The 19,053-nt window shown below is 40.9% G+C and carries 17 protein-coding genes and 1 tRNA gene; 11 read left to right on the forward strand and 7 right to left on the reverse strand.

What is annotated here, in order from left to right; genetic code table 11:
* Positions 1 to 12: 12 nt before the first annotated feature.
* The 3 genes from CBS1_RS01735 (at position 13) to CBS1_RS01745 (ending at position 1,626) form a co-directional block, all read left to right on the forward strand.
* Positions 13 to 90 (forward strand) — tRNA-Asp (locus tag CBS1_RS01735).
* Between the two features lie 96 nt (positions 91 to 186).
* Positions 187 to 828, forward strand: coding sequence for a lactate utilization protein (locus CBS1_RS01740; RefSeq protein ID WP_033190991.1), 642 nt, complete (start codon positions 187 to 189; stop codon positions 826 to 828).
* Between the two features lie 159 nt (positions 829 to 987).
* Positions 988 to 1,626 (forward strand): redox-sensing transcriptional repressor Rex, encoded by a 639-nt coding sequence (locus tag CBS1_RS01745; protein WP_033190992.1) that lies wholly within the window; start codon positions 988 to 990, stop codon positions 1,624 to 1,626.
* 155 nt (positions 1,627 to 1,781) lie between these two features.
* Here CBS1_RS01745 and CBS1_RS01750 read toward each other — a convergent pair whose 3' ends face one another.
* The gene (locus tag CBS1_RS01750; protein WP_090222489.1) at positions 1,782 to 4,316 is read right to left on the reverse strand and encodes an adenosylcobalamin-dependent ribonucleoside-diphosphate reductase; all 2,535 of its coding nucleotides are present in this window, start codon (positions 4,314 to 4,316) and stop codon (positions 1,782 to 1,784) included.
* A gap of 170 nt (positions 4,317 to 4,486) precedes the next feature.
* Entirely contained in the window at positions 4,487 to 5,725 is a 1,239-nt protein-coding gene (locus tag CBS1_RS01755) for an MFS transporter (RefSeq protein ID WP_033190993.1), read from the reverse strand.
* A 300-nt stretch (positions 5,726 to 6,025) separates the two neighbouring features.
* On the opposite strand from CBS1_RS01755, the gene CBS1_RS01760 reads away from it, so the two are divergent.
* Genes CBS1_RS01760 through CBS1_RS01785 form a run of 6 tightly spaced genes read left to right on the forward strand, consistent with a single transcriptional unit; the run spans position 6,026 to position 13,345 of the window.
* Entirely contained in the window at positions 6,026 to 7,882 is a 1,857-nt protein-coding gene (locus CBS1_RS01760; protein ID WP_033190994.1) for a beta-galactosidase, read from the forward strand.
* A 5-nt stretch (positions 7,883 to 7,887) separates the two neighbouring features.
* Positions 7,888 to 8,892: a LacI family DNA-binding transcriptional regulator gene (locus CBS1_RS01765; protein ID WP_033192377.1), complete on the forward strand. Its 1,005-nt coding sequence runs from the start codon at positions 7,888 to 7,890 to the stop codon at positions 8,890 to 8,892.
* Between the two features lie 28 nt (positions 8,893 to 8,920).
* Entirely contained in the window at positions 8,921 to 10,588 is a 1,668-nt protein-coding gene (locus CBS1_RS01770; protein WP_033190995.1) for a glycoside hydrolase family 36 protein, read from the forward strand.
* A 24-nt stretch (positions 10,589 to 10,612) separates the two neighbouring features.
* Positions 10,613 to 11,566 (forward strand): galactose-1-phosphate uridylyltransferase, encoded by a 954-nt coding sequence (gene galT / locus CBS1_RS01775; protein WP_033190996.1) that lies wholly within the window; start codon positions 10,613 to 10,615, stop codon positions 11,564 to 11,566.
* A gap of 16 nt (positions 11,567 to 11,582) precedes the next feature.
* Positions 11,583 to 12,638 carry a galactokinase gene (locus CBS1_RS01780; RefSeq protein ID WP_033192378.1) on the forward strand — a complete coding sequence of 352 codons (1,056 nt, stop codon included), beginning with the start codon at positions 11,583 to 11,585 and terminating at the stop codon, positions 12,636 to 12,638.
* A 38-nt stretch (positions 12,639 to 12,676) separates the two neighbouring features.
* On the forward strand, positions 12,677 to 13,345 hold the full coding sequence (locus CBS1_RS01785; RefSeq protein ID WP_052107033.1) for a class II aldolase/adducin family protein: 669 nt from the start codon (positions 12,677 to 12,679) through the stop codon (positions 13,343 to 13,345).
* A gap of 2 nt (positions 13,346 to 13,347) precedes the next feature.
* Here CBS1_RS01785 and pyrE read toward each other — a convergent pair whose 3' ends face one another.
* Genes pyrE through CBS1_RS01810 form a run of 5 tightly spaced genes read right to left on the reverse strand, consistent with a single transcriptional unit; the run spans position 13,348 to position 17,342 of the window.
* On the reverse strand, positions 13,348 to 13,962 hold the full coding sequence (gene pyrE / locus CBS1_RS01790; protein WP_033190997.1) for an orotate phosphoribosyltransferase: 615 nt from the start codon (positions 13,960 to 13,962) through the stop codon (positions 13,348 to 13,350).
* The gene (pyrF, locus tag CBS1_RS01795) at positions 13,953 to 14,621 is read right to left on the reverse strand and encodes an orotidine-5'-phosphate decarboxylase (protein WP_052107034.1); all 669 of its coding nucleotides are present in this window, start codon (positions 14,619 to 14,621) and stop codon (positions 13,953 to 13,955) included. The genes pyrE and pyrF overlap by 10 nt, the downstream gene beginning before the upstream one ends.
* Positions 14,622 to 14,663: 42 nt before the next feature.
* Positions 14,664 to 15,503 (reverse strand): dihydroorotate dehydrogenase, encoded by an 840-nt coding sequence (locus tag CBS1_RS01800; protein ID WP_033190998.1) that lies wholly within the window; start codon positions 15,501 to 15,503, stop codon positions 14,664 to 14,666.
* Complete coding sequence (locus CBS1_RS01805) at positions 15,488 to 16,201, reverse strand: iron-sulfur cluster-binding protein (protein ID WP_052107035.1); 714 nt, start codon at positions 16,199 to 16,201, stop codon at positions 15,488 to 15,490. Before CBS1_RS01805 ends, CBS1_RS01800 begins: the two co-directional genes overlap by 16 nt.
* The gene (locus CBS1_RS01810; RefSeq protein WP_407918645.1) at positions 16,182 to 17,342 is read right to left on the reverse strand and encodes a dihydroorotase; all 1,161 of its coding nucleotides are present in this window, start codon (positions 17,340 to 17,342) and stop codon (positions 16,182 to 16,184) included. Before CBS1_RS01810 ends, CBS1_RS01805 begins: the two co-directional genes overlap by 20 nt.
* 464 nt (positions 17,343 to 17,806) lie before the next feature.
* On the opposite strand from CBS1_RS01810, the gene CBS1_RS01815 reads away from it, so the two are divergent.
* Both CBS1_RS01815 and CBS1_RS01820 read left to right on the forward strand, forming a co-directional pair.
* Complete coding sequence (locus tag CBS1_RS01815) at positions 17,807 to 18,214, forward strand: GntR family transcriptional regulator (RefSeq protein WP_033191001.1); 408 nt, start codon at positions 17,807 to 17,809, stop codon at positions 18,212 to 18,214.
* Complete coding sequence (locus CBS1_RS01820) at positions 18,195 to 19,052, forward strand: ABC transporter ATP-binding protein (RefSeq protein ID WP_033191002.1); 858 nt, start codon at positions 18,195 to 18,197, stop codon at positions 19,050 to 19,052. The genes CBS1_RS01815 and CBS1_RS01820 overlap by 20 nt, the downstream gene beginning before the upstream one ends.
* Position 19,053: the final 1 nt, after the last annotated feature.

Genomic DNA, 19,053 nt, shown 5'->3' on the forward strand with positions numbered 1-19,053 from the left:
ATAAAAAGAGACGGGGACGTGGTGCAGCCTGGTTAGCACGCCGGTCTGTCACACCGGTGGCCGCGAGTTCAAATCTCGTCGTCCCCGCCAAGTAGAAACGGGACCTTCAAAGGTCCCGTTTTTATTCATTGTCTTAAAATTCTGTTCACAACTAAATGTAATTTACATGGGGGTGAGCAAACTTATATGCGCGAAGAACTCTATTCTTGGAAATATAAAGCCTTGGCCGAGAAACTCGCTAAAGAGATGAAAAGAAGGCATTTTGAAGTACATATTGTCGAATCAAAGGAGAGTTTGACTAAGAAGATTCGTGACTTAGTGCCAGAAGGTTCAACCGTTGCTAACGGTGGCTCACTAACGCTTATTGAAAATGGTGTTTTGGATATTTTCAAGAATGAAAAATATGTCTACTACGATAGGTATGCCGCAAAAACGCTTGAGGAACGCAGAGAGCTTGAATTGAAAGCTTTCACTGTAGATTTCTATCTTTCCGGAGCGAATGCTATAACAGAAGATGGAAAACTGGTGTTTTTGGACGCCAATGGAAACAGAGTTGCGGCAATTGTTTATGGACCGAAAAATGTGATAGTTGTCACGAGTGTGAATAAAGTGGTTAAAGATGTCGAAGATGCTCGTGAAAGATTGAGATTCATCTCACCTATGAACAGCAAAAGACTGAACCTGACAACACCATGCGTGCAAAGAGGCTTCTGCTATGACTGCACAACTTCGGATAGAATTTGCAATTACTTTGTTGTTGTCGAATCATCGGCCAGAATTCCTGGTAGAATTAAGGTCATACTCACGACATTCGAAAGTGGTCTTTGATTTTCCAAAGTTATTTGTGAAATTCCCCCTATATTCGCTATTCTTTGATGTTTATGTTTTCTCAAGATATTGCAATTAACAAACGAAAGTGGTAAAATTATATTGTGAAAAGGATAACATGCGCAAGAAGATTGAAATTTCAAATAGGGGGAGCGAAGTATGAAGATACCAAAGCCGACAGTTAAAAGATTAGGACTTTACTATCGTTGTTTAGCAAGGTACAAGGAAGAAGGAGTTAATTTTGTGTCTTCACAGGACATAGCAGAGAGATTGAATATTAAACCAAGCCAAGTTAGAAAGGATTTGTCCTATTTTGGCGAATTCGGTAAACGAGGGCTTGGTTACAACGTGAGCAAATTGATTTCCGAGATAGCTCACATAATCGGTGTCAACAAAGAGTGGAATGTTGCTATAATTGGTGCGGGTAACTTGGGAAGTGCACTTGCAAATTATCCTGGGTTAATAAAGCACAAATTCCGTGTTGTTGCGATTTTTGATAACGACAGAGAAAAAGTTGGTAAAAAGATAGCCGGTATACAGGTATCTCATATCAGTGAATTGGAGCAAAAAGTTAAGGATATGGATATAGAAATCGCAGTTATTGCTGTTCCTGAGAGTGCAGCTCAGTACGTAGCTGAACAGGTTGAAGAGGCAGGAATCAAAGGCATAGTAAATTTCTCCCCTATCAAGCTGAGAACGAAAATACCTGTGGAAGATGTTGATATAACTCTATCATTTGAAACGTTAGCTTACATGATTCTGAAAAACTCTCCTGTAGAATCAGAAAAGGAAGAATAAAACAAAAATGAAAAATTCACTCCGAATGGAATAGCAGTGGATTATTGGTATTGAGTCTTCGCCAATAGCAAACAGGTCCATATGAGAAGGTTAACTTGTTAGATCAGAATAAGACCACCCCATCCAGGGGTGGTCTTATTGTTTTTGTTCTATTATTAACTACATTTACTCCATCCACATTTCCTACAGCTTGTACATCCTTCTTGTTTTATAATACTGTTCTTCGATAAACACGATGGACAATAGGTATTTCCATCTGCGTCCACGTAATATCCTTCCGCCCATTCTAAGCCATTAGCTGTTACGAATTTTTCAATCTCTTCTGCGGTCTTTGCCGACCCGTCTATCACGAATGTGTCTATGCTTTCAGCAGGTGTTTCTCCCCAAAGTTCTACAAAGTCATCAATTGCGCTTTTGATCTCCTTTGCCAAAGCAGGTGTGTAAGTTCCTTTAACCTTCCTTAATTGTTCTAATATTTCTTCTGCAGAAACTCCTGCACGCAATGCAATTGAGCTCAATCTTCCAATAGCTTCTGCTAATTCCGTTCCGTTTGAGAGGAATATTTCCACTGCTTCTCCGTTGTCATCGAAACTGACGGTAATGTACGTAGTGCCTGTATCGGTCTTGAACTTTCTTGTGACACTTCTGAGCGTATCCTTTCTCGGCTTCGGTCTCAGCTTATGCTTTTCATCCAGTACAAAGAACTGAACTTTTGGTGCGTCTTTTGTCTTCAGATTCTTTGCTGATGTAAGCACCTGTGTTTGGAGTGAACCGTCACGGTAAACTGTTAAACCGCGAATGTTGAGTTTTAATGCTTCAAGGAATATATTTAAGACATCTTCCTCAGTTGCACTGTTTGGCATGTTTATTGTCTTTGAAATGTTATTGTCAACATATCTTTGGAACGCATCCTGCATTAACAAGTGGTCCATTGGAGAAATATCCATTGCGGTTACAAACACTTTCTTGATATGTTCTGGCACTTCTGGTATGTCTTTAAGAGAACCCTTTTCAACCAAGCGTTCCTTGATCTTTTCCAAGATCTCCTTATCAAGCTTTTGCTCCAAGACTCTATTGATGTAGAACAGAGCTTCTTTACCACCGTCATGTTTATTCATGTATCGTACATAGGCAAGTAAGAAGTTTGGCTCTAGTCCGCTGCTTGTATCCGCGATATTTGAAATAGAACCAGTTGGTGCTATTGTAAGTACCGCAACGTTTCTTTTACCGTATTTTGATTCGGCAAATACTTTTTTCAATTCATCGTCAAATTTACTCATACCCATTGCAAACGGAGCGAAGCCTTCTTCGAGGTAGTATCTACTTTTTTCAAATAATGGGAAACTTCCTTTCTCTTGTGCCAATCTGTTAGATTCGCGATGGCCTTGCACTGCCATATATGCTGTCATATCCGCTGCAAATTGTCTTCCCTCAGGAGAATCGTAGGGTATATCCAAAAGATAAAGTAGGTCAGCAAAACCCATGATGCCGAGACCTATTCTTCTACTGTCTTTGACTGCCTTTGTTATCTTTTCCAGTGGGAAGACGTTGACATCTATAACATTGTCAAGGAATCTAACTGCGAGCCTTGTTGCTTCACCAAATGCTTCCCAATCAAATTTGCCGTCCATAAAGAACTTAGCTACATCGATCGAACCCAAGTTACATGCTTCATATGGTGCAAGTCCTATCTCGCCACATGGGTTGGTACTTTCAATGACCATTTCTGGGTACATTGCATAGTATTTGTTCATCTCACTTAAGAACGCGAGTCCTGGATCTCCAGTCTTCCAAGCGTTTTTGGCCATTTTCTTAACGAGTTCACGAACCTTTACTTTCTTTGTGGTGCTGCATTTTGGATGTTTAAGTTCAATTTCTCCATCTTCCATGTAAAGTTTCAGTAGTTCTTCTCTGGACATCGTAATTCCAACAGATATATTGAAAAATTTGAGAACCTTTTCACCGTCGTTGCCTTCTTTTGCAGTAATAAATTCTTCTATATCCGGATGGTCGATGTTGAGAATTCCCATTAAAGCTCCACGTCGCCTGTAACCCTGTTCGACAACGCCGACTGCTGAGTTGAAGACGTGCATAAAAGACACAGGACCACTTGCTTGACCATGTGTTCCAGCTACAAAGCTACCTTTGGGTCGCAGCCTTGAAAAGTTGCTTCCGATACCGCCACCGGCTTTGGTGATGAGAGCGTATTCCTTTACGGCATCGAAAATACCTTCTATGCTGTCTTCAACGGGCACGACAAAGCATGCCGAAAGCATATGCAGGTGGTTTCTGGTGTTGTAAATTTCCCAGTAGTCTTCCAATGTCATCTCTTCGATAGGTTTCCACAACAACTCGTGCCTGACTCCCATACCAGCATTAAACAGCGTCGGGCTGTTAGGAACGAATATTCTTGAAAGCAAAAAGTTATAAAAAGTTTCCTCCCAGAACTTCACTTCATCAAGCTTTTCGCCTTCACTCTTTCCTTGCATAGCAGGGTTATTTACCAATTCCGCCGTTGCTATAACCCGTGCTACTCTACGGCAGATGTCAGACCATTTGTTTTCGAGGTACTCCCCTGCTGGCGTTTTTAAGAAATACCTCTCGGAAAGTATTTTGTAGGCATTTTTTGATGGTTCTACACCTTTCCAGTAACCGATAAACTTTTCCAACGCACCATAAACGACCGACATAATACGGTCCCTCCCCGAAGTTTACTCCAGACAAACACTTATTCCTCGACTCAGCGACGTATATTATACCACATCTTGTGGTTTGATTGCAATAGTATACAACGAATTGTGGAATTTTTCTCTCGATGAGCTAAGAGAAGAGAGAGGGGGGTTATTCAACATATCCAGCCTTATTGGATGTTTTTCGGTTCTTTTGCAGGGTTGACTAGCGAGAATAGTCTTGAAATCGAGAAGATGAGTAATATCAGACCGGCAAAAGTGTAAACGCTCCTAACTCCTATGGCATTTCCCAACAACCCTAAAATAAACGTTCCAGTTGGAGAGCCCCCGGTGTTGAGGAATGAATAGAGTGATATCGTTCTACCTTTCATGTTCGATGGTGAGAGTAGTTGTGTCCTGCTGTTCGTTATGTTGAAAAACGAAGATTGACACGCACCTATAAAAAATGCTGCGTAAGGCGTTAGAGCCGGTCTTAAAGCTGCAGCCAATATGCTCGAACCTATTACTAAAAGCAAGAAATCTTCCTTCATCCTTATCAAACGTTCTGGATTAATTGCTGCAACTACGTTAGCACCTACGAATGCACCAACCCCCATCATTCCCATGATGATACCGTAACCGAGTATGTCAGATTTGACTACACTTTTCACAAAGGCCTGCATCAGCATACCAAAAGGCATACCGAAAAGTGAATACATCGTCAAACCAACGAAAGTCTTTATAAGCACAGCATTAGTAGAGACATATCGAACTCCCTCAACAAGGTCAACGAAAAATTTTTTGAAACTGGCGTGACTTGAAGTTCTACTGTGGTTGTCAGGAATTACCATTAAGGCAATGATTAAAGGCAGGAATGAAAGAGCGTTAATAACAAAGCCAAACTCAAGACCGTAATACTTTACAACAAATCCTGCTATCGTTGGTCCTACCATCCTAGCAACATTGAAAATCATCGAATGTAGTGCAAGAGCGTTTGGCAAAACATCCTTTGGAACGATGTCGGATATAAAGGTATTTCTGGAAGGTAGATAAAAACCGCTCGTAATCCCCATCAGAAGGCTAAGAGATAGCAGAAAGAAAGGACTGAGCAAACCTTTCCAGACTAGATATGCCATAAAGAACGCATTGGCAGCATCGAGCAATTGAGTGTAGAGTAGTATGGTCTTCGGTCCAAACCAATCAATGAGCACCCCTGCGACAGGTGAAAAAAATACGGACGGGAAGCCTTTTAGGAAGGCAATAAGCCCAATAAAACCTGCTGCTTTACTCTCTGGAAACAGATTAACAGCCACCCAACCTCTAAGCGTTGTGTCTATCCATGTTCCAATTAATGAAATGCTTTGAGCAATCCAAAAATTTCGATAGTGCCTATTCTTTAAAGCCCTATAAGGATTCATCACTCTACTCATTTAGATACCTCGCTTGCAGGAAAACCATTTAATTCGTTTCACGAACCATTTTAGCACTATCTATTCTCGATTTCAACTGAGCAAATTATCGATTGGATATGATTAGGAAATCTTTCCGCTTTTAAATTTGTATAATTACCCAAATCTGCCAATATCGATTGTTTGAAATTCCAAGAATTTTTGATTAAATATCACTGATATGTTCGGTAACGTTACCGAATAATATTGAAAAAGTACTTGGGCATGGCTTAACTTAGAGATGAGGACGTATAAAATAAAGATTTTGAGGAGGTTATTAACATGGACATTTATGGTGCTGATTATTATCCTGAACACTGGGACAAGTCATATTGGACAAAGCACATTGAGTTGATGAAAGCGTACGGTATTGAATGGGTGAGAATAGGCGAATTCATGTGGAGTGTAGTTGAACCAAAAGACGGTGAGTTTGATTTCTCTTTGCTCGATGAGGCAATAGAACTTCTTAGTAAAAACGGTATCAAAATAATTCTGGGAACGCCAACAGCAACTCCTCCAGCATGGCTCATCAATAAGTACCCTGAAATTCTTCCAAAGGATTGGGGAGGAAGGACAAGAGGGTTCGGAAGTCGAAGACATTACTCGTTGAATTCCAAAGTGTACTTGGATTATGCGTTGAGAATAGTCGAACAATACGCATCAAGGTATGGCGACACAATTGATCTTTGGCAGATCGACAATGAATTTGGATGCCACGGCACCACGTACAGTTTTACCGACGATGACCTTAAGGCCTTCCGAGAATGGTTGAAAGAAAAATATGGAACACTTGAGAACCTGAACAAACGTTGGGGAACGGTTTTCTGGAGTCAAACGTACAACGACTGGGATGAGATAGTTTTCCCAATAAACACTCCAACATTTGAGAATCCTCACCAAATGCTTGATATTTACAGATTCATGTCCGATAGTTCTATAAGGTTCCTAAGAATGCAAGTTGAACTGATTAGGAAATACTCTGCAAAGCCGATAACGCATAATTTTATGGTTGATTTCATGGATTTGGACTACCGAAAGATGGCTAAGTATATCGATTTTGTCTCATGGGATAACTACATTGCAACTGAAGAATACGATCCTTTAAGACAATCGGCGAATCATTCTCTGATGAGATCACTTAAACATCAGCCGTTCTTGGTTATAGAACAGCAACCTGGAAGGGTGAACTGGAGGCAGGTTAACAATAACTACAAGCCCGAATACCTCGCAATGTGGACCAAGCAAGCGTATCTGAACGGAGCTATGGGAGTTATGCCGTTTCGGTTTGAACAAATCCGTTTTGGAGCTGAGCAATACCATGCGGGTTTACTGGACTACAACGGAAGACCAACGAAAAGATTGGAAGCTTATTCACAGGTTCGCAACGAAACTTCTGGAATATTGTATCCAGAACCGGAAGTAGCAATTTACTTCGATTATGAAAATGAATGGATACACAGAATAAACCACCTGAATCGAAATTTCAGATATTGGGATGCACTTGTGGATATCTACAAAGCTGTTAAGAACTTGGGATACAACGTGGAATTCGTATTCAAAGATGATGAAATAGACAGGTACGACGTTCTAATAATTCCTTATGCCTCGTACATTTCTGAATCCTTCACCGAAAAAGTAAGAAAGTTCAATGGCCCCGTTTATATGACAGCGATGTCTGGAATAAAGGATGAGTACAACTGGATTACTGAGAGGATGCCTTGGAACCTTATTGACGAATTCGGGATCGAGGTTACAGACTTTGGTGCAATCACAAGCGATGAGGCGTATGTTTTTGCACAACCTGTTACAACAACCTTCTGGAAAGACGAAATAGAAGTTGGCAACGCGAAAGTTATCGGATGCTTTAAAGATGGAAGTCCATTTATAACGGTCAAAGGTAACCGTTACTATGTGGGGGCTGTTCTCGATGAATACGGTTGGAAGTTGTTATTGTCCGAAGTTCTGAAGCCAAGGATTTCTGGATACGGTTATGAAATAACAAATGTAAACGAAGATGGTGCCAACAAGACATACGTTTTGAACATATTACCAAATGAAACTAAGATATATATCGATGGTCAATTACAAACGCTGGCACCATTTCAACTTAGGCTTACCATTAGACAAGAGAATTTCTAGGGGTGATGCATTTGAAGAAATTCGTTACCATACGTGATGTTGCTAAAGCAGCCGGTGTTTCGATAAACACAGTGTCCAGAGCACTCAACAATAAACCTGATATAAACAAGGAAACGAAAGAGAAAGTTCTGAAAGTAGCCAAGGAACTTGGGTACATAAAGGATGCTACCGCAACATCCCTAAGATACGGATTGACAAAAGTTATAGGCGTAATCTTAGAAGATAGTTCGAATCCATTTTATTCAGAAGTACTCAAGGCGGTAGAGATGGCAGCACGAAGACGAGGCTTCAACGTCATATTCATGAACACGGAAAAAGATTACGAATTAGAGGAAGAAGCTGTGAGAACTATGCTCAGTAGGAGGGTCGATGGAATTATCATTGCTCCTACGCAAGAAAAGAGTGGAGATATACAACTGCTCATGAAAGCCTCTGTTCCATTTGTAATTCTTGGTGTTCACTTTGATGAGATTGAACTGCCAGAGGTTTACAGTAATGATGTCAGGGGGAGCTACTTGGCAGTGAGCCATCTGATCGAAAGAGGCAGGAAAAAGATAGTCTACCTCAGCGGATTTTTGTACAAATCGGTTGCGCGAATGAGACTCGAGGGCTACAGAAAAGCTCTTCATGAACACCTGATCCCATTTGACCAAAGCTACGTCTTTGAGGTCGAAGAAGGTGTGGAGAACTCGTATCGAAAGATGATTGAAATCATAGAATCAGGGTTGGAGTTCGATGGGGTATTTTGTTTCAACGATATTTCTGCAATCGGTGCAATTCAAGCACTCCGAGAAAAGGGTTATCTTGTTCCGAAAGACGTATCAGTTGTTGGATACGACGACATCGCTTTTGCTCACTTCATACAGCCGAGGCTGACAACCGTTCGTATAGATAAGCAAAGAGAAGGTGAGCAGGCGTTTGAATTGCTTTACGAGATGATCAAAAGAAAAGAAATCGTAAACAAACAAATAGTATTGGATGTGGAACTTGTTGTAAGGGAGACGACATAATGATCTATTTCAAAGGAGTGTGAGAAGAATGTATGTATCAAGCCTGAGTGAAATCCGTAAAATAATGGGCTATCGTCAGTGTGACGGTTACGAAATACTCTTAGAAGTTTCGAAGATTCCTTCAGGATACAAAATTACAGGAGAAGTGAAGGGAAGAGTTGATGATGTTGAACTTTTCTCGTTTCCAAGACCAGACAAAGTTCTTGTAAACAATTGGCAATCTTGGGGACCGGCAAGAGTAATCACAAAGGAGTTTAAGCTTGATTTCCCAAAAGAACTGATTCAAAAATTCGGTTTCAGTGCATCGATAATGCCTGAAGTTTATTTTAACAACCTTATCAGTGATTATTTCATAGCTTCAGAAGAATTTGTAATAGGTGCTCTGAAATCCCAAATAGGACATGTTTATTTTAGACTCAACGATGATAACGTATCTGTTCATTCAAGATACTTCGGTAAAACGTTCCATGAATGGACACCTATTGAGCCAGTGGTTATCCTAAATCTCGCTCCAGACGATGGACTTTTCTACTACGCTGAATTAATCGCTAAAGAAAACGATATTGCCTTTTCATCCCATAATCCTATTGGCTGGTCAAGTTGGTATCAATATTATCTTGATTATGACTACCAAAAGATGGTTTCCGACTTAGATAAATCAAAAGAACTAGATCTGGGCTATGAGGTTTTCCAAATAGATGATGCGTGGGAAGTCGACATCGGAGATTGGATACCAAACGAAAAGTTCCCAAGTCTGAAAGAAATGGCCGATAAGATAGCATCATACGGTTACAAGCCTGGTATATGGCTAGCACCTTTCAGTATCTCTGAAACTTCAAGCGTGTTTAAAAACCATCCTGACTGGCTTGTTAAGGATGAATATGGCCTGCCTGTTGTTGCATACGAAAACTGGAACAAGAAGATTTATGCACTTGACACAACACATCCTGAGGCAATTGAATGGTTGAGGAAACTTTTTATTACATTAAAAGAAAGCGGATTTGATTACTTCAAGATTGACTTTCTTTTCGCAGGAGCGATCCAAGGTAGAAGATATGCAGAGAACACTTCTCCAGTTGAAGCGTACAGAAACGGGTTAAAGGTTATTCGAGAAGCCGTGGGAGATTCATTTGTGCTCGGTTGCGGTGCACCACTACTACCAAGTGTCGGTTTTGTTGATGGTATGCGTATTGGAGCCGATACAGCTCCTTACTGGGATCCAAATGCACCGGATATAGGCTATCCAAATGCATATTACGCTCTTAGAAATGTAATCACCCGCGCTTTTATGAACAATATTTTGTGGTGGAACGACCCAGATTGCCTTATGCTTAGAAAAGAAGATACGCAAATCAACGATGCTCAAAGAGAACTCTACACTTTGGTTTCTTTATTCCTAGACAATATGATAATTCAAAGCGACAATCTCTCGTACGAAATTGACATGAAACTCTGGAAACTTATCAAGAAGTATAAAACCTACGGACGTAGGAGATTCAAAATCAAAGGTCTAATTGACGGAAAATATACAATAACAAGTTGCGGAGTAAACGGTTGTGATGAAGTGATTATTGAAGAACTTACTATCCCACAATACATGGTCAGTTACGATACACCGAGGGTCGAACTGAAAAAGATAGTAGAAAAGAGGACAGACGGCAGAACTTTCAATTACTATGAAGAAACACATCAGTAGTATAGCGAAGGACGGTGAGGAGCGATGATGGAACGCAGGTGGAATTTACTTACAGGTGAATGGGTCATGGTTTCCGCCTTCACGCAGGCAAGGCCAACAAACCCGACGAACTTCTGCCCGCTTTGTCCCGGTGGTGACGAATTCGAAGGTGATTACGATTTGGTATCATTTGATAATAGATATCCATCAATGAAATTGGATGCTCCTGAAGTTGAAAGCGAAGGTATATATCAAAAAGCTCGTTCAAATGGAAAATGTGAGGTCGTTGTCTACACGATCGACCATGAGAGTGCAATGAGCATGATGCCTATCCATCAGATTGAAAAGTTAATCCGAATGTGGGCTGATAGGTACCTTGATTTAGCGCAGAACAGGTTCATAAAGTACGTCTTCATATTTGAGAACCGAGGGAAAGAAGTTGGAGCAACTCTGCCACATCCGCACGGGCAGTTGTATGCATTTCCATTTATTCCCAAACGTATAGAAGCCAAATTGCAAGCACTGGCAAAATATTATGACGAAAACGGAAGATGCGCAGTCTGTGATATAGTTGATAGTGAGGTAAAATTCGAAAAGAGAATAATATATGAAAACGAATCTTTCATTGCACTCGTTCCATTTTACGCACGCTGGCCTTACGAAGTTCACATATATCCAAAAAGGCACGTAAGCACGATTGTAGAGCTTACAAACATCGAAAGATATCACTTGTCAAAAGCCCTAAAAGTTGTTACAATGAAGTATGATTTGCTATTTAAGCAAGCATTTCCTTACATGATGATGCTTTTCCAAGCGCCAGTCAACGATATCAGCTATTCACATGCGTTTCATTTCCATATAGAATTCAACCCTGTCAAGCGCGACAAAGATAAAATCAAATGGATGGCAAGTGTCGAGACCGGAACGTGGGCATTCATCAATCCGAAAATTCCAGAGGAAGCTGCAAAAGAACTGAGAAATGTGGAGGTTGAGGTGTGATATGGGGGATAACAAAATAGTGATTTACTCACCGGGGCGCGCGAATCTCATTGGTGAACACACGGACTATAACGATGGGTTCGTACTGCCGTTTGCCATAAAGCGCTATATAAAGATAGAGATTGAACCATCAAAAAGGTTTAAGGTATTTTCCCAGCAGTTGAAAAAGGGAATAGAATTCGATACACCAACGAAGACAAACTCTTGGGCAGACTATGTAATAGGCATGATTGTGAAATTGCAAGAACATGGCTACCGAGTGGAACCGTTCACAATGCACGTTGATTCTGACCTCCCAATGGGTGCTGGGCTGTCGAGCTCTGCCGCTTTAGAAGTGGGGGCAGGGTATGCAATTTCCCAAATGATGGGTTATGAGATAAACCGCGAAGAGCTGGCCAAAATCGCACACGAGTGTGAAGTGGAGTTCGTTGGTGTACGTTGCGGGATAATGGACCAGTACACTGTTGCACTATCAAAAGAAGACCATGCTCTCTTTATTGATACGATGACAAGAGAATACAAATACGTCCCTCTACGCCTTGATGATACCAAACTCTACCTTATCAATTCCGGTGTTAAGCACGAATTAGGCTCGTCCGAGTACAACAAGAGAAGACATGAATGTGAACTTTCACTTCAGGCAATGGGTAAGTCTTCGTTCAGGGAAGTAACACTCGAAGATGTTGAGAAAATCCAAGATCCCGTATTGAAAAAACGCGCATTGCACGTTGTTACTGAAAATGCAAGGGTATTGAAAACACTGACTGCACTCGAAGATGACAATTTGGTTCTTGTCGGAAAATACCTCTATGAATCACATTACAGCCTAAAAGATAATTACGAAGTTTCCTGCGAAGAAATTGATTTTCTTATCGAAAAACTCAGAGAATATTCAAACGTTTTAGGTGCAAGAATAGTGGGAGCAGGCTTTGGCGGAAGCATTATTGTACTTGCGAAAGGCAACTTTGAAAGCATATTTGAAAAAGTGGCAGCATCTTACAGAGTAAAATTTGGAATCTCACCAACTCTATTAAACGTTGAGACCAGCAACGGGGTACACAGGGTGTTGTAAAATAATTTATCAATTCAAAATTTGAAAGGGGAAAGCAAATGGCTAAGAGAAAGGTAGAAAAATTCTCATTCGATTACGACATTGCTGCATCAATAATCGACTACGCACGTAAAGTTTCCGAAGAAGGTCTAACGAAAGGTACATGGGGGAATATAAGCGTTAGAGATGGTGGGTACATATACATTACACCTTCAGGCTTTCCCTACGATAAATTGACACCTAAACATATCACCGTTGTGGATTCCAAAGGTAATAAAGTCTACGGTGAATTAGCTCCTTCTTCAGAGTTACCACTCCACATCGAAATCTATGATAAGAGAGCAGACGTACACGCCGTAATTCACACGCATCCTATTTATTCTACAATAGTCTCTATAACTTTACAGGAAATCCCGCCAATTGTTGAAGATGCGGTCATGATTCTTGGTGAACGCCTTTTTGTCTCGGAATACGCGCTCCCGGGGACGAAAGAACTCGCTAAAAATGCTGTAAAGTCACTCGGAGACAACCACTGCGTCTTTCTAAAAAACCACGGCCTTGTGGCCGTGGGTGAGAACCTACATGAGGCATTCGTTGCAACACTCGTTGCCGAAAAGACTGCACAGATATACATCGAAGCACTCAAAATTGGAAATGTTTCAGTCTTACCATCCGAGCATGCAAGAGTACTGAGAGAAAAGTATCTTAAATCGTACAGGCAAAAGTGATCTCACTTCGCGTTCATCTTCCTGCTCCCAGGTTTTACGGCAGGAATTCCGGACTTGCAAAGTGGACAATCCTCAGGCTTATAAGTGGGGAAGTCGAACTTCACCAAGTAGAAGTAAGGCTTCCCTTTAAATTTTTCGTTTAGATTTTCAAATGGATTCTCCATTCCTGACCTATTGATAACACTTGCGAATCCCACTATTTGCCCACCGGAACTTTCCACCACTTCTACAACTTCAAGTGTTGACTTACCTGTTGTAACCACATCTTCGACGACAAGCACATTCTCTTTTTCGTGTATTTCAAACCCTCTGCGCAGTTTCATGATATTATCTTCCCGTTCTGTAAAAATCGCCCGTGATTTCAGCTTTCTGCTCACCTCGTAAGCTACAATAACACCACCAAGCGCAGGTCCAACAACGACATCGACCTTCACTCCAGCATCTAACACCTTTTTGGCTATTAATTCGCCAATTTCTTCACCGTATTCTGGATACTCAAAGACCTTTGCACATTGTACATAATTTGTTGAGTGCAGTCCAGAAGAGAGTATGAAATGTCCTTCCAACAAAGCCCCGGTTATCCTGAGGATTTCCAAAACTCTTTGTGTTACTTCCATAATTTCACCTTCTCTTTGATAAACTCAATTTTCTCTCTTGGGTCTTTTGCTTTATAGACTTCTCGTCCAAGCACAGCAAAGTTTGCAACTCCAAATATGTCCCACAGCGATACAACATCTTTTTGGTCGTCCTTTGACTGCTCCATTCTAATGCCTGGAACAAGTATCGCACCACCTATTTTGCTGCGCATCTTTAATGCCCATGTTCCAGGTAGAACAAACGAAGAGCCAAGTCTCGAAAGCCCTATGATAACATTTTCAAAATCTTCTAGCCTTCCAGGTAGTGATGTGAGCTTAATAACGGAGAATATCATCTTATCGGTAGAATCGAGCGCCGCCTTCACACTTTCTATACCTGCATTTGCATGGACCGTAAAACCAACGATGGCTGGATGATCCCACGCTCTTATAGACCTTGCAACTGTTGATGGAATATCAGAAAACTTTAGGTCCAGAATCACCTTGTAACCTTTATCGTAGAAGTAATCTAAGACCCTCTTTCCTTGGACAGCGAGATTGTGACCTACTTTAACACAGTCGAAACTTCCGAACTTTTCAATAAACCCGATTGGATCTTCCATATCGAGGCTTAAAACAGGTTCGGTAACGACCCTTACTTTAGTATGCTGTGCAGCATTCGTACTAACCAACGTAAACATACAAACACCTCCCACAGAATTTGAGATTCTATCTCCCTCGCACTATCTGGAGAATTCTTTACCCATTTCATTCAACACCGATTCATCGTGAAAGAGCGCACTACCGACACTTACGGCATTTGCACCAAATCTCAACATCTCACGCACTTGTTCTGGTGCGTAAACTCCTCCAGAGGCGATGATGTAAATATCTGGCAGAGCTTTTCTCACCTCGTACACAGCCCTAAGAGCGATAGGATAAAGAGCAGGACCTGATAGACCGCCCAATACCGTTTGTCCTTCACTATTAACCATAAGCCCACGGATTGTATTAATAACCGTTACTCCATCCCATCCTTCGCTACTAACAATCCTCGCCATCTCTTCCACAAATCCGCTTTCAATACCCAGTTTTGCAATGATAAATGCATCTGTTTCTGTTCTTATCGCTTTTAGCAATCTGCGCCACTCTTCTCTATCCACCATTATCGAAAGCCCTCCGTGGTGCACATTAGGGCAGGAGAAATTGTATTCTACAGCTATGAACTTATCCAAGAATGGTCTGCAAAGCTTTGTTATTTCAACGTATTCATCGAAAGAATCTCCTCCAAGGCTTAAAATTAGTGGTACTATTGAAGCCAATTTATCAATTGTCCCATCTTCAACCATTTTTCGTAAACCATCAAATCCCGGATTTTCCAAGCCAATGCGGTTGATCAAAAATTCTTTTGAAGCGTACATCCTCGGTGGCTTATTACCCGATTTAGGATTGAGCGTTACAGTCTTTAAAGTATAGGCTCCAACGTACGACCAGTCCACGGAGCTAACATTGAGGTACTCACCAAATCCGCCAGGACCTGATGCAATCACAATGGGTGTTCTTAAATTTAGTGCCTTGCCCATATCTCATCACCCCTAAAAACTGGTCCATCGGTGCACGCGTGTTTAATTCCATTCATAGTCTCAACCGCACATCCCTTGCATGCTCCAATCCCACAAGCCATGTATTCATTAAGCGATACGTAAACAAGCTTATTGGGCATATTCCTTACAGCCAGCTCTTCCATTATCCTTGAACCACTGACAAATATCCAATCAAACCTCGAGTTGTTCAGTTCTTCAAGCAATCTCAAATATCCATCGTTGCCTACAACAGTATTTAGCTCGAATTGGCTCGTTATTTCGCGACTCAACGCAGACTTAGAAGCGACAAAGAGAGGGATTTTAAAGTGCTCTGAAAGATGTAATCCTTCAGCAAGACAAGAAGGTGCAACAACAACCGCCCCATTTCTATTTTCCGGAACAAATGCATTTCCCAGTGGTGCAAGTACGTTCAGTCTTTCACTTGTCTTGACAATGTACTCACTACCTTTACCAGCGATTTTGACGGATATGGCGACAGTACCTTCGATTCTTCCAAGTGTGAACGGTTTACGAGTTAATCCAGCACCGTCTACATTCACCATACAGAACTGCCCAGGGGAGAATTCGAGGTCTTCCTGAAATGAGATAAGATACGTTCTATCTGTGATCTCAATAGTGGATTTTTTGGTCAAGAGATACGCGTTGTATTTGACATTCTTAATTGAGAAACTCGCCATTCCAATACACCCACCTTCCGTTTCGCCTTACTCCCAAAATTCTTCCTTTCAACCTTTGCCCTTCAAATGCGCAGTTTTTCCCTTTACTCAAAAATTTTCTACTCTCAACAACGTACTCAGCGCTTGTGTCAATCAGTACCGCATCGTCTGGAAAGTGCAAGTCTAACATTTCGTAGGTTTTATCAAGCACCCTCAGAGGATTAACGGTCAGATTCCTCAAGACTAGCTCTACATCTTGGAAAACTGTGAGATACACCGAGAACGCAACCTCTATGTGGGAACTTCCGTACGGTGCTTGTTCAAAACTATCACCCTTCTCAGGATGCGGTGCATGGTCAGTGGCAAAGCAGGTTATAACCCCATCTCGAACTGCCTTTACGAGTGCATCTCTATCTTTTGAAATTGGGGGATTAATCTTTTGGTTGGTATTCCTTATATCTTCCGGAAGGAAAAACACATGGTGAGGAGTTACTTCACAGGTGATTTGCGCTTTCCTTCTGAGAAATTCAATCATCTCTAAAGACTGGACTGTTGAAACGTGCTGGATGTGGAACTTATTAAAACCGAATTCCAAACCTGTCAAGACGGTTCGACATATCGCTATTGCTTCGTTTGAGTAAGTTCTTAATGCATTTGGAAGACTTGTTCCTATGTAAAAATCTCCTGGTATCTCGTGAATTTGCGAATGGTCAAAAACAAGTACATTTTTCTTTCTTGAAAACGCTCTTACCAAATCTTCGCTTGTGTATCTAATTCCGTCAGTCGACCAACCAGTGATGTTATCTTTGAAATTCTCAAGTTCGTCTAGGTCTTCAATATCTCCAAACAGACTTACAGTGTGCAAGAACTTCACTTCTTTACCTTTTGACAATCTGATATGATTTTCCAAAACACCTAAATTCTCAATCGGCGGTTTTGTGTTTGGTTGTATAACGCACGCACCGAATCCTCCAACAAGTGCAGCACGGTTAAGTGAATCATAATCTTCTTGGTCGTTTAGCCTTACGTGAGTGTGAATGTCTACAAACGGTGGAGATAAGACAAGCGCTGGATTTTCTGTGTCAAACCTTTCAGGAAAATCGATATCAACCTTGGAGTTGACTATCTTAGCGGAAGCATAATCAAAGATCTGCACAGTCATCCCCCCGATGCAACAATAAATAAAAAGAGACCTCAAATGAGGTCTCTTTATTAGAAGAAATATTGAATTTCGCATTATACAATAAGACTAAACAACCAAACAATAGAGCATTAAGAAACTCCAAAATTTTACTCTCTGAAAGAGTAAACAGAGCAGAACTAATTATAGCAAAATATACATCACATCTTCCTTGGCTTACCAGGTTTTGGCCTCGCTGGACCAAATTAACCACGTTAACACCTCCGATTTCTGGAAAATTCTACCACATCACAGTTCGATCTGTCAAGATAAGTAGTGAATAAGTACCAAATATACGTTGGAAAGTGTTGATTTCTATCAAAACTTGTTTTCTTAGGTGCATAATTTTTGTTTCTCACATACTCTACAACTCTTGACAACGTATACTGTAATATGGTACTATTACAGTAGATGGAACTGAATGAATTACTTTGGGAGTGTTGAGTGTGTGGTTTGTTGTAGATCCTCATTCTTCGGTACCGATTTATGCTCAGATTAAAGAAAAGATAAAGGCAATGATATTGAATTCGAAACTGAAGCCTGGTGATTCGTTACCTTCGATAAGAACTCTTGCGAAAGATATTGGGGTGAATGTGAATACTGTTGCCCGGGCTTATCGTGAGCTGGAATTGGAAGGTATTATACGTGCTGAGCGAGGCGAGAGGTATGCTGTCGTAGGATTTGAAGACAAGATTTATTTCGAGACTAAAGAGAGGCTTATCAAAGAACTAAAGAGTGTCTTAAAACGGTGCCAGGATTTGGGTATAAGTAAGGAAGAAGTTCTTAGGTTGTTAGAAGAGGTCTATATGCACCAAAATGAAGGAGGAGACGAGTATGACAACTCTAAAGAATGAAGATACTTTAGTTCTTAGCGTTAGGAATTTGAAGAAATACTACGGTAACATTCGGGCTGTAGACGGTGTTTCTTTTGATGTGAAAAGGGGCGAAATTTTTGCACTGCTTGGGCCAAACGGTGCAGGAAAGACAACAACCATCAAGTGTATTCTTGGGTTTAGGAGAAAAGATGAGGGTGAAATTATTTTGAACGGGACTGTTTCTTTTGTTCCAGACGGAAAAGAGCTGTACGGCTCGTACACTGTAGAGCGTATGGTGAAAGTAGCTAAGGAGCTAACGGATAGATTTGACGAAAAGAAGTGTATAGAGTATGTTGAAAGGTTTGAAATTCCGGTTGATGAGAAGGTATCGAGCTTGTCGAGTGGTCAAACAACGCAGCTTTACCTTGCTATCGCTTTTTCACAGCAATCAGACCTCTACATCTTCGACGAGCCAACATGGGGATTGGATCCAATAGTGAGGAATCAAGTTCTTGAGATGATAAGAGAGATCCCGCTTGATGGTAAAAGTGTCTTTTATACCAGCCATATCCTGAGTGAAGTTGAAAAGGTTGCGGATAAAGTTGCAATTATGAGTAAGGGGAAGATAATGGATATCGGATATCTTGACGATATGAAGGAAAAGTACTGTGCTGTGAGTGTTCCTAAAGACCTCAAAGATGTGACGGTGGAAGGCTATAAATACAAAAGTACAGAAAGTGAAGATATTTACATTGTGACTAAAGATTATGCAATTTCGAAAAATTTGGAATTTTCTGCTGTTCCTTTTGAAGCCATATTTGAAGCGCTCGTTTTGGATAGGAATAATTTCAACGCGAAGACTAAAGATATCCAATAAA

The sequence above is a fragment of the Fervidobacterium changbaicum genome, from assembly GCF_004117075.1.
In the GTDB taxonomy this organism is placed as follows: domain Bacteria; phylum Thermotogota; class Thermotogae; order Thermotogales; family Fervidobacteriaceae; genus Fervidobacterium; species Fervidobacterium islandicum.